Consider the following 10,341-nt stretch of genomic DNA (forward strand, 5'->3'; position numbering starts at 1 on the left):
ACCCGCTGGTCCGGGGGACGCACCAGACGGCGCCACCACCGGTCTGGCCGGTGGTGCCGCCTTCTGTCGGCCGGAGGAGTTCCGGCCGTTACGCCATCGCTTTCCCGTGCGGAGGTTGATGCCGACGGTGCTGGCCCGCCTCCGTGTAACTCACGCCTCGCTGCACGAGCCGGAAGCATTCCTCCCGCTCACGCGTCTGCTTTCCTGCGGCCCTGGGCCACCGTCCGGGTCTTGCGGATCTCGAACATCACACCCCTTGAACTGGGGTGCTGCGACGATCGCTAGAACCCAAGGACCGGGGCAGGGGGCCTCCATGTACGTGGTGATGCAGGAACTGAATTTCTGCATGGCTGCCTTCACATGGCTCGCCCCCATGACGAGGCGAGCCGTTTCTGACAGAAACCCGCGGCGTCTCCGGCCACTGATCCTTACTGGAACGCCTCGTCTTCTGCCGAGCGTCCGGTTTCTGCCAGAAATCGGCGGCAGACGCTTCGATGCCGCCAGATGCGCTTGACCGCAGGAAACAGCGACGCCTGCACGGGGTTCTCTGGCCTACCAACTCCACTCGGAGCCTCCGGCGCGCGAGGATCAGCTTTAGGAGGGGCGGCCCCGCTATCCCCACGGGCCAATGCGGTTCCGTACCAGAGGATCAGACCGCGGGTCGCAGTGTCGGCCTCCACCCACGGGGCCAGTCGCGCCGTGCACGCCGAGGCGGCGGCCCGGTCGGGCGGGTCGCCGGTGTGCCGGGCCCGCAGCCACAGAAGCCCGGCCCAGAACCCACCTGTCCAAGCGCTGCGCCCGGTGGTGATCCACCGCCCGCTGTCCGAATCGGCGAACAGTGGGAACTGGTAGCCGACATCGGCCGCGGTGACCGCGCCCCGGTCGAGCACGTCTGACAGTGCCCGCCCGGCACCATCCGGCCGCATCATGCCACAGTCACCGTGCTCTGCCGCCGCCCGTACGGCCCACATGAACGCGACGCTGCAGGCTGCCGCGAACTTCCCGGCGACCCGCAGCCAGGCGGACCCGTAGTGGCCCGCTTCAGCCAGGACGCCGAAGACCGGCGGTCCCAGGGCGAAACCGGCGAAGAACCCGGCCGAGACGAGCGCGGAGTCCTGCCCGGCTCGGCCAGGCGCTGCACGCTGCATGACCAGCACCATGGAGACAGCGTTGCCGGACACAGCGAACACACCCACCGCGACAGCCGCCGGCCATGCCTGCGGATGCACCGAGGGTGCACCCGCCAGCAGCAGCGCGGCACCGACCGCCCCTGCCGCCAGCCATCCCGGCAGCCACTCGGCGCGTCCCAGCCGGGCCGCCTTCGACCAGCCCACCCTCCCTGCGATCCCACCACGCCCAGCACCGCCACGAGAGCACCCGCCGCGGTGGGACTCATACCGAGCTCCTGAGCACCGAACAACGCGAGATAGGTATTGACCGACGCTATTCCACAGCCCAGCAGCAACGAGATGCCCGCCAGCCAGGCGATGTCCCCTCGGGGCGTCAACGACCAACGGGTTCCCGCCTTCTTCTCCGGCGGATCGGCAGGCAGCACCCGCACGGTCCACAGGGCCGCTGCCGCTGCGGCGCTCGCCGCCACCCATACCGCTCCACGCCAGCCGACCCCCGACGCCAATTCCGTCAGGGGTAGCCCGGCCGCGAACGCGCCGAGTTGTACGCCTGACTGCTTCATGCCGGTCACTGAGCCACGCCGGGCAGGCGGAACGACTGCCAGGATCGCCTTGTTGGTCGCCGGGTTGGCCAGCGCCTGGGGCAGACCGCCCAGGGCGACCGCCGCGAGAAGGAAGCCCGAACTGGGTGCCGCACCGATCAGTCCGAGCGCGGCGGCCGACACGAGCAACAGTGCGACGAGGGCACGCCTCGGGCCGATCCGGTCCACTATTCGACCGCCCGCAGGAGACAGCACCGCCGCCGTACCGAAACCGATCGTCGTCGTCAGGCCCAGCACCGGGGGTGAGATGCCCAGTTCGCCGACCAGTCGCGGCCCGAGCGCGCCGAGGAGGCAGAGCTGCAGCATCGAGAACGCCATGGCACAGGTGAGAAGCGACGTCAGATGACCGCGCGATCCTGTGGCCGACGCCGGCGGTGCCACCCGCTCTGTTGCCACCGATGCCTCCGTGTAACGCAGTTGGACGTGTGCCTGGGCTACGAGAGGAGTCGGCCGGACCGGTCCCAAAGTTCCCCACAGGCGTTGTGGCGTGCGCCACAGATGCCTGGTTGAGATGAGTACCGGAACCTCTCGTACCCCTCTATGGCGACCGCTAGGGGGATGCGAGGATGAGCCAGCCATGACTCCAGGTCGATGTTGTCGCGCTTTACGGTCCGCGGTCTTCGCGGCCGCCTGCGTGCTGCTCGCATCCGTCGGCCACATCTTCATGTCAGGAGTTGCCGTTCCCTGGTGGGCCATGGCCCTCGCATGCGCAACCACAGCGGCAATCGCCTGGAGCCTCGCCGACCGGGAACGCGGTGTCTTCTTCGTCACCTCGGCGGTCGTCGCCGCGCAGGCAGCCCTCCACTGCGTGTTCTCGCTGGCGCAGGCAGCGGTGCACCCCTCGGTGTCCGACAGCGCCTCCTTCGCCCGGCAATGGGCCCGGAACCTGCTGTGCCGGACGACCGGATCCGGCCGTCACCTGCACGAGCCGTCGCCGGGTACGACGACCACGGTCATGCCGGGTGCCAGCGAACACGCTCATCACACCACGCAGGTCGCCACGGACAGCATGACCTTGCCCATCGGTCACGACATGGGCGGCATGTCGCCGAGCGGGATGCTGGCCGCCCACGGGCTGGCCGCGCTGTTGTGCGGTGTCTGGCTCGCGTACGGGGAGCAGGCTGCGTTCCGTGTCCTGCGCGCCTTCACCGGCCGGCTCGTCGCGCCACTGCGCCTCGTGCTCAGCCTCCCCGCCCCGCCGCACCGGCCGCGCATCCGGGTTCGCCGTCTCCGCCGGGCGTGCGCACTGCGGCAGCTCCTGCTCGTTGACGCCATCACCTCACGGGGTCCGCCTTCCGAGATCGCTGTCATCTGACAGCCGGCTCCCCGACCGCGCGCGAATTCCACCGTGCGTCTCGGGCATCGGCCCCCGACCCGGGAGGCCGTACTGCTCACCGGCCCCGTTCTCAGGGTGCCGGATCTCGGATCCCCAGAAGGACATCAGGCGATGAACCCTGCCCTGCCTCCACGTCAAGCGATCATCGACGAGAAGCCGTCACGCCACACGCACGGCTCCGACGAACCTGTGACACGCCTGGCGCTCGCCGCCCGTGACGGAGACCCCGGCGCCGTCGACAGTTTCGTACGCGCACTGCATCGCGACGTCTGGCGCTATGTGGCCTATCTCAGCGCCGACCCTCAAGCGGCCGACGACCTCACCCAGGAAACCTTCCTGCGCGCACTTGGCAGCCTTCACCGGTTCGAAGGCCGCTCCTCTGCCCGCACGTGGCTGCTCTCCATCGCCCGGCGCACCGTGGTGGACAGCTTCCGGCACACCGCCGTCCGCCCCAAGGTGTCGGACAAGGACGACTGGCAGTTCGCCGCCGAACGGTCACAGCCCCGCGACCTGCCCGGGTTCGAGGACGGGATAGCTCTCGCCGAACTCCTGGCAGTGATTCCGGCCGAACGCCGCGAAGCCTTCCTGCTCACCCAGCTCTTGGGACTCCCCTACGCCGAAGCGGCCACGGCCATCAGCTGTCCCATCGGCACCGTCCGGTCGCGAGTCGCCCGCGCCCGGAGCTCACTGATCGAGCTGCTGAGGGAGGCCGAAGGTCCCACAGGACACAGCCGCACCGCGCGGCCGGACCCGAGCCGTCCATCCCTGCGGGAAGGGGCCCTCAGTACCGTGGTGGCCTGAGCACACAGGAAGGACCACCACGAGGAGGGGGCGGCTGCAGCTCTGCCGGGCTTCAGCCGCCCCTATGCCCCGTCTGCAAGCCGGTTCACGGGACCAGGCGTCCTCTTCCGGGCAGGTCACATGGCGAATATCCTCAATTCCGCGGCAAGTAAGTCGATGCCGCGGGATTGTGTGGGCTTTCCACCAGCTCCGCGTAGTCGAGGACGACGATCCGGTCGTTCTTGACGGCCAAGACGCCGACGGGCTTGAACAAAGGCTTTAGACGTGTTCGATGCACCGCCATGCCCGGCTGGGCGTTCGACTTCGCCTCACACTTCCAGGACGACTTCGGCGCGATCGGTGCCCCCCGCCCCGAGCGGGATGACGCACCACCTGTTCTGGCGAAAGTGACGGGTCCTCAGGGTTGGCCCCGGAGCCAGCTGCTTTGCTTCCCGGGGCTGCCCTGAGACGGGCCGTCGAGTCACGCCTCTGGGCAGCCGGCCGGGCTTGGCGGTTTCCTCAGCTCGTGCGCCACCCCGGATCAAGTCAGCAGGTCAACTCTCCACCACCTCAGACGAAGGGATGTCAGCGCACCGCAGGCCCTGAGAACGCCCTGTGAGCAGCGGTGTTGCCTGCCCTCGCCGATGGAGGACTCGCTGGCCTGGCAGGCCACCCGGCTCCTCGCACCGGCCCCGGAACATGAGGGCGGCGGGGGGCGACGGCTGCTGATGACACCGCGGCCGCAACGGATCGACCGGGACAAGGTGCTGGGCAAGCTGAACGAAGACGCCGGACTGGTACGCGTGCAGCTGCTGGTGCTCTGCCAGTCCGACACGGTCGGCCCGGCCGAGCGACGGCTGCGCCACATCGAAGCCGCGCTCGACATCTTCGCGGCACGCACGCGTCTATCCTCCCTGGGAGCGTCCCTCGGGCAGCTGCGGTTCGGTCCCGACCGGTGGCCCTGGCGCGCTCGGTTCGAGCACCAATGGCTCACCGGCTTCATGCGCCCGGCCGCGATTCGTGGGCACGGATCGACGAGATCGCCGGCCTCCTCAAGCCGCCGACCAAACACGCCCGTCTGCCCCTGCTGGCCAGCGGCATCCTCACCTACGTGCCTGGCAAGCCCCTAGTGCTGCAGGGCTGGTACCGGGGGCCGGACGGCCAGGAGCGCCTCGCCGCGACACGCGAGGACGACACCCTTTTCGAAGTCCAGGTCGGCAAGGCCGGGTGGGGCAAAGGCACCGTTTCTCGAGGTCGGAGCCGCGTGAGTCGACGCTTGCGTATCTGTGGGGGTTGATATCTCCGTTGGAGCGGAAGAACGGCTGGACGCTGGCGGAGGAGGCCGGTCATGCGGGTCCCGACCGACTCCACCGGCTGCTGAACCGGATCGACTGGGACGCGGATGAGGTCCTGGACGATGTGCGGGGCTATGTGGTCGAGCACCTCGACGATCCGGAGGCGGTGTTGATCGTCGAGGAAACGGGTTCCTGAAGAGGGGCGTGCGGTCAGCCGGTGTCCAGCGGCAGTATCCCGGAACCGCGGGCCGCACGCAGAACTACCAGGTCGGAGTCTTCCGGGCCTATGCCGCCGGCCGCGGCCGCACACTGATCGACCGCCGCTTGTATCTGCCACGTCGTGGACGGATGACCGCGACCGGTGCGGCCTGGCCGGCATCGACGTGGTCGGCTTTGAGACGAAGGTGGTGATGGCCAAGGCCATGGTCCGCCGGGCGGTCACGGACAAGATCCCGTTCCGATGGGTGACCGCGGACGCCGCCTATGGCTTCTCCAAGGGCTGGCGATCCGAGCTCGAGCAGGCCGATCTCTTCCACGTCATGGCCACACCCGGCACGACACCGTCGTCACCCGCTGGGCCATCGACCACCCGTCCACGACCTGTTCCACGGGCTGCCAAGGCAGAAGTGGAAGCACCGGTCCTGCGGGAACCGGCTGGCACCAACACATGACCCTGGCCATGGCCGCCAACGCCTGCCTCACCGTCCTGCGGGCCCGCGAGCTCGATACAGAGAAAGCAGAAACGGATCCTCCCAGCTCATCCCCCTCAGCCTCCCCGAACTCCGGCGCCTGATCCACCGCCTCACTCGCCGCCGCCCAGCACCCATCGACCACATCCTGCACTGGTCACACTGACGCAGACGACAACACCAAGCCCGCATCAGTCACTACAAACGACGCGGCCACACACCACCAGAATCTGCCCAACCGTCACAACAAACACCGTTGCAGTACTACGACCGTGTCCTATGTGGTGAGGCGGTCGTGGGCTTGTCATGGGGCGGGGTACGTGGAGTTGGATTGTTCCGGACAGGCTGTGGGAGATCGCGAAGTCGCTGATCCCGCCGTCGAAGGTGCGGTCGCAGGGCGCGCGGGACAGGACACGCCTGATGAGAGGCTGTTCGCCGCGATCTTCTATGTGCTGGTCAGCGGCTGTGCTTGGCGGGCTCTGCTGCCGTGCTTCGGCATCTCGAAGTCCACCGCGCATCGTCGGTTCGTGATCTGGTCCAGGGTCGGCGTCTGGGGCCGGTTGCACGGGGCGGTCCTGCACCGGATCGACGAGTGCGGCCTGCTCGATCTGTCCCGAACGGTTCTCAACTCGGCACACGTTCGGGCCAAAAAAGTGCCCCTATGGCCTTCGTCAAGCCGCGGTAGGGGTCGGCGGTTCGTAGAAGGTGCCGTCTCGGAGCATGGCGAAGAGCACGTCGATGCGTCGGCGGGCGAGAGCGATCAGCGCTGCGACATGGTGTTTCCCCTCGCGGCGTTTCCTGTCGTAGTAGACACCTCACGGTGTCAAGTCATCATGCGGCAACGGCAAGTGGGGTGGGGAAGGCGGTTTGCTCGTCGAACAGCTTGCGATGCTGTAGGCAGTGGTAGAGCTGGCCGATCATGCGGTTGAAGAGGTTGCGCTGTGCGGCGGCGTGTCAGTCGCCCTGCTCGCGTCGTCGCCGGTAATGGTCGTTGGCTCCGCCGGATGCTCTGAGTGAGGCGAAGGACCACAGGTATCCGGCATGGTTGAGTCGGTCGTTCTTGACCCAGCGCCGGGTGATGGACGATCTCTTGCCGGAGGCCCTGGTGATGGGCGAGGAGCCGGCGTATGCCTTGAGGCCGCGGGCGTCGGCGAAGCGGGTGTGGTCGTCCCCGATCTCAGCCAGGATCCGGGCGCCGAGTTGGATGCCGAGCCCGGGGAAGCTCAGCAGGATCTCAGCGTCCGGATGCTGAGGGAAAGCCTCTTCCACCGCCTCGGCCAGCTGGTCGGCGGCGATGCAGGCAGCTTCCAGCTGGATCAGCAGGGCGAGCGTCTGCTTGCCGAGTGCGTCTTCGATGAGCGGAGCCTGGTGGACCCAGTCGGCGCGGAGGACGTCGTGCAGCCGGTCGGCCTCCGCCTCGATGGAGCGCTTGCGGCCGGCCCGTTTGAGGGCGGCCTGGAGCTGGGTGCGCGACAAGCGCGCCGCCCGCGACGGAGTCGGTGCGGTCTTGAGGAGTTCGCGGGCCTCGGGGCGGCATAGGCCGTTTGTCCAGGTGGCGAAGGCCTCCAAGGCAGCCGGGTAGTACTCGCGCAGCAGGGAGCGGAGCTGGTTGGCGATCTGCTGGCGGTTCCAGGTCGCGTCCTGCTGGGCTCGAGCCAGAACGGCGATCGCCCGGCCAAGATCTGAGTCCTCGGGCAGCGGTCGATGAGCGTGCATGTCAGTGCGCAGGATGTTCGCCAGCACGAAGGCGTCGCCGGGGTCGGACTTCTTACGCGAGACCGAGTGGCGATCGCGATAGCGGGCGGCGGCCATCGGGTTGATTGCGAACACCTTCCGTTGCCCGGTCCGTAACACGGCGACCAGGAGGCCGCGGGAGGTCTCGATCGCGACCGGAATCGGGTTCTCCTCCGTGTCGCCGTACTCGGCGAGCAGGTCCAGCAAGGTCTTATAGCCGGCGGCGTCGTCGGTGATCCGCCGCTTGGCCAGTAGCTCGCCGGTGTCGTTGACGATGGCAATGTCGTGGTGGGGTCGGCGCGGAGCGCGGTACTAGGATTCCTCCCAGCCCGTTTCTCCACGCCGCCCTCCCGAACCGGACGTGCGAGTTGGCCCCGCATCCAGCTCTCCACAAGCCCCGTTGAGCAGTTGTTCTCCTCAGTTCGTGCTGGGCCATGGCGACGGAATGGTCGTCCCTCTGGGCCGGTATCGCGTGGTGACTACCGAGCCGGGATTGAACAGGACGACATCCCCGTCATGGGGCCACCATCCACCGTCACAGAACCGGCGGCGGAGTTCCTTCCACCCCGTGCCGGGGTGTTTGCGTCGAAGCCATCCGAACACCTGGCGCCAGACGATCATGCGCAGGTACTGGAAGGCCCGGGCAGACACCCCGGGGCGGAAGTAGGCGGTCCAGCCCCGCAGCACCTGGTTGAGCTTGTGCAGCAGGACTGCCAGCGGCAGGCTGACGTTCATCCGGCAGAGCGCCTTCGTCTTTGCCTTGATGGACCGAAGTGCCTTCTTGGCCGGGTAGTTGTAGACGTACTGCCGGTCGGTTCCCCGCTTCTGGTGGCGCTGGATGCGCCAGCCGAGAAAGTCGAGGCCCTCGTCGATGTGCGTGATCAATGTCTTCTCCTCCGACAGCCGCAGGCCGACGGTGGAGAGGACCTCTGCCACTTCGGGAAGCAGTGCTTCCGCGTGAGCTCGTGTCCCGAGACCAGAATGACGAAGTCGTCCGCGTACCGGATCAACCGGTAGTTGGCCAACCCCTTCTGGCGCCGGGTGAACCGTCGCTTCGGGCTGGTCTGTGGTCCGCCCTCGATCTTGGTGAAGTGCTCGTCCAGGACCGAGAGGGCCACGTTGGCCAGCAGCGGCGAGAGGATCCCGCCTTGCGGGGTGCCGGTGACGGTCTCCTTGGAGGTGCCAACCTCGGTGAGGATGCCCGCCTTCAAGAACGCCTTCACCAGCGTGAGCATGCGCTTGTCCCCGATCCGTGCCCGCACCCGGTCCATCAGGGCCGAATGCGAGATCTCGTCGAAGCAGGCCGTGATGTCGCCTTCCAGCACCCACTCGTAAGTCTTGGATGCCAAGAAGCGGGTCTCGGCCATTGCGTCGTGCGCCCGCCGGTTGGGGCGGAAGCCGTACGAGCACGGCGCGAAGTCCGCCTCGAAGATCGGCTCCAGCACCAGCTTCAAGGACGCCTGGACCACCCGGTCGGCCACGGTCGGAATCCCAAGGCGTCGCCGCTTGCGCGACCCCGGCTTGGGGATCATCCGTTCCCTGACCGGTACCGGGCGAAAGCTGCGGGACTTCAACTGCTCCCGCAACTCGGAGAGGAACTGTGCCTCACCAATCCGTTCCCGGACGAAGGTGACGGTCATGCCGTCCACCCCGGCCGAGCGCGCGCCCTTGTTCCCCGCGACCCGCTCCCAGGCCATGGCCAGGAAGGCGGGTTCATAGACGAGGTTGTACAGATCGTCAAACCGACGATGAGGATCGTCGTTCGCCCAATGGTGCAGCTTGGTCTGGATCTCCAGTACCCGCCGCTCGGCCCGGAACGAGCCGGACGGCAGATCACTCGTATTCACCAGCGTCCTCCTGGTCTTCCAGCACTTCCACTACTGACTTGCTGGCCCCCTTCGCCATGCGGCCGGCTTTCCCGGCCTCGGACTACTACGGGGCCTCCGCCCCGCCCGGCGCCATCAGCCGACGACGTGCCTGTCCTTCCGCCGCGCTGGCTGCACGGGGTGAGGACGACACCGGACGGTTCCCACGTTCATCTGAGAGCCGATCGACGGGTGAGGCGTCCAGCTCTACCCCTGCGGCATCGCCACGGCTACGCCGCAGACATTCACCGTGGCCTCCTGGCCGTTGATCACATGGCGACGAGGAGTTACCCGCTTTCGAACAAGGAGCAGGTACGTACCGCGACCAGCCCATATCCGCCAGATTTGAGCTGGTGGGCCGTTAAGGGGCGTCGGACACTGGTTTCTCTCGTACACCTTCCCGTCTCGCTGACCGGACCCGCACCATCTGGCAGTGCTGGCACGTCCCGGCGTTGTCAGGGCTGCTCCCACCCTCCCCGGCGTCTCCCGGATCAGGCTGCCCTCAGCTTCACCCGGCCGCTGCGACGGCCAGGAGTCGAAGGTCTCTCACCTCCGCTCGACTTCAGACGCCTCGTGGCGCACGGTTCGTTCCGCCCAGTCGATTCCGCAGTAGATCAAGGTTGTCCCTCCCAGCGTGCTGGTGTTTGCGCTGGTCACGAGCGCATGCGGGCCACGCGAGCGACCTAATCCAAGGCCTCGACCACCGAACGGTCGGGCCGCCACCTCACTAGCCCGTACCCTTCAAGCAGGCTCGATCGGGCATGAGCGGCAACCCCGGGACACTGGTGTAGCTGCTCGCCCTCGCTGCTAATTAAGAGCTGCGATCAGGATCGCTACAGTACGGGCGTGCAGGCGGGCACCCGGTCGGGCTGTAAACTCCGCGTCCAGTCAGGAAGGTTGGATGCGACTC

6 protein-coding genes and 6 pseudogenes are annotated in these 10,341 nt (G+C 67.6%); 5 read left to right on the plus strand and 7 right to left on the minus strand.

Annotation, left to right across the window (positions count from 1 at the left end; all coding sequences use genetic code 11):
* Nucleotides 1-428: 428 nt before the first annotated feature.
* Both ABZ070_RS32085 and ABZ070_RS32090 read right to left on the minus strand, forming a co-directional pair.
* Entirely contained in the window at nucleotides 429-1,334 is a 906-nt protein-coding gene (locus ABZ070_RS32085) for a hypothetical protein (protein WP_356639031.1), read from the minus strand.
* Nucleotides 1,335-1,384: 50 nt separating this feature from the next.
* Nucleotides 1,385-2,428 (minus strand): annotated as a pseudogene (locus tag ABZ070_RS32090) (MFS transporter); the annotation flags it as partial.
* Here ABZ070_RS32090 and ABZ070_RS32095 point away from each other — a divergent pair.
* Both ABZ070_RS32095 and ABZ070_RS32100 read left to right on the plus strand, forming a co-directional pair.
* Nucleotides 2,427-3,047, plus strand: coding sequence for a hypothetical protein (locus tag ABZ070_RS32095; protein ID WP_356639023.1), 621 nt, complete (start codon nucleotides 2,427-2,429; stop codon nucleotides 3,045-3,047). The pseudogene ABZ070_RS32090 and the gene ABZ070_RS32095 sit on opposite strands and share 2 nt — an antisense overlap.
* A 132-nt stretch (nucleotides 3,048-3,179) precedes the next feature.
* Nucleotides 3,180-3,869 carry a sigma-70 family RNA polymerase sigma factor gene (locus tag ABZ070_RS32100; protein ID WP_356639025.1) on the plus strand — a complete coding sequence of 230 codons (690 nt, stop codon included), beginning with the start codon at nucleotides 3,180-3,182 and terminating at the stop codon, nucleotides 3,867-3,869.
* Between the two features lie 116 nt (nucleotides 3,870-3,985).
* Here ABZ070_RS32100 and ABZ070_RS32105 read toward each other — a convergent pair.
* Nucleotides 3,986-4,119: pseudogene (locus ABZ070_RS32105) on the minus strand (iron transporter); the annotation flags it as partial.
* Nucleotides 4,120-4,833: 714 nt separating this feature from the next.
* On the opposite strand from ABZ070_RS32105, the gene ABZ070_RS32110 reads away from it, so the two are divergent.
* From ABZ070_RS32110 to ABZ070_RS32120, 3 genes and pseudogenes are all read left to right on the plus strand, one after another.
* A complete protein-coding gene (locus ABZ070_RS32110; RefSeq protein WP_356639033.1) occupies nucleotides 4,834-5,145 on the plus strand; it encodes a hypothetical protein in 312 nt (103 codons plus the stop codon).
* Nucleotides 5,076-5,691, plus strand: a pseudogene (locus ABZ070_RS32115) (IS701 family transposase); the annotation flags it as partial. The gene ABZ070_RS32110 and the pseudogene ABZ070_RS32115, both read left to right, overlap by 70 nt.
* Before the next feature lie 447 nt (nucleotides 5,692-6,138).
* Nucleotides 6,139-6,485, plus strand: a pseudogene (locus ABZ070_RS32120) (transposase); the annotation flags it as partial.
* Nucleotides 6,486-6,503: 18 nt separating this feature from the next.
* Here ABZ070_RS32120 and ABZ070_RS32125 read toward each other — a convergent pair.
* The 4 genes and pseudogenes from ABZ070_RS32125 to ABZ070_RS32140 all read right to left on the minus strand — a co-directional run.
* A pseudogene (locus ABZ070_RS32125) lies at nucleotides 6,504-6,641 on the minus strand (IS110 family transposase); the annotation flags it as partial.
* 22 nt (nucleotides 6,642-6,663) lie between these two features.
* Nucleotides 6,664-7,848, minus strand: a pseudogene (locus ABZ070_RS32130) (IS110 family transposase).
* A 135-nt stretch (nucleotides 7,849-7,983) separates the two neighbouring features.
* A complete protein-coding gene (locus ABZ070_RS32135) occupies nucleotides 7,984-8,502 on the minus strand; it encodes a group II intron maturase-specific domain-containing protein (protein ID WP_356639027.1) in 519 nt (172 codons plus the stop codon).
* Nucleotides 8,448-9,413, minus strand: coding sequence for a reverse transcriptase domain-containing protein (locus tag ABZ070_RS32140; RefSeq protein ID WP_356639029.1), 966 nt, complete (start codon nucleotides 9,411-9,413; stop codon nucleotides 8,448-8,450). Before ABZ070_RS32140 ends, ABZ070_RS32135 begins: the two co-directional genes overlap by 55 nt.
* Between the last annotated feature and the right edge of the window lie 928 nt (nucleotides 9,414-10,341).

The organism is Streptomyces sp. NPDC006283, from assembly GCF_040613325.1.
Lineage (GTDB): Bacteria > Actinomycetota > Actinomycetes > Streptomycetales > Streptomycetaceae > Streptomyces.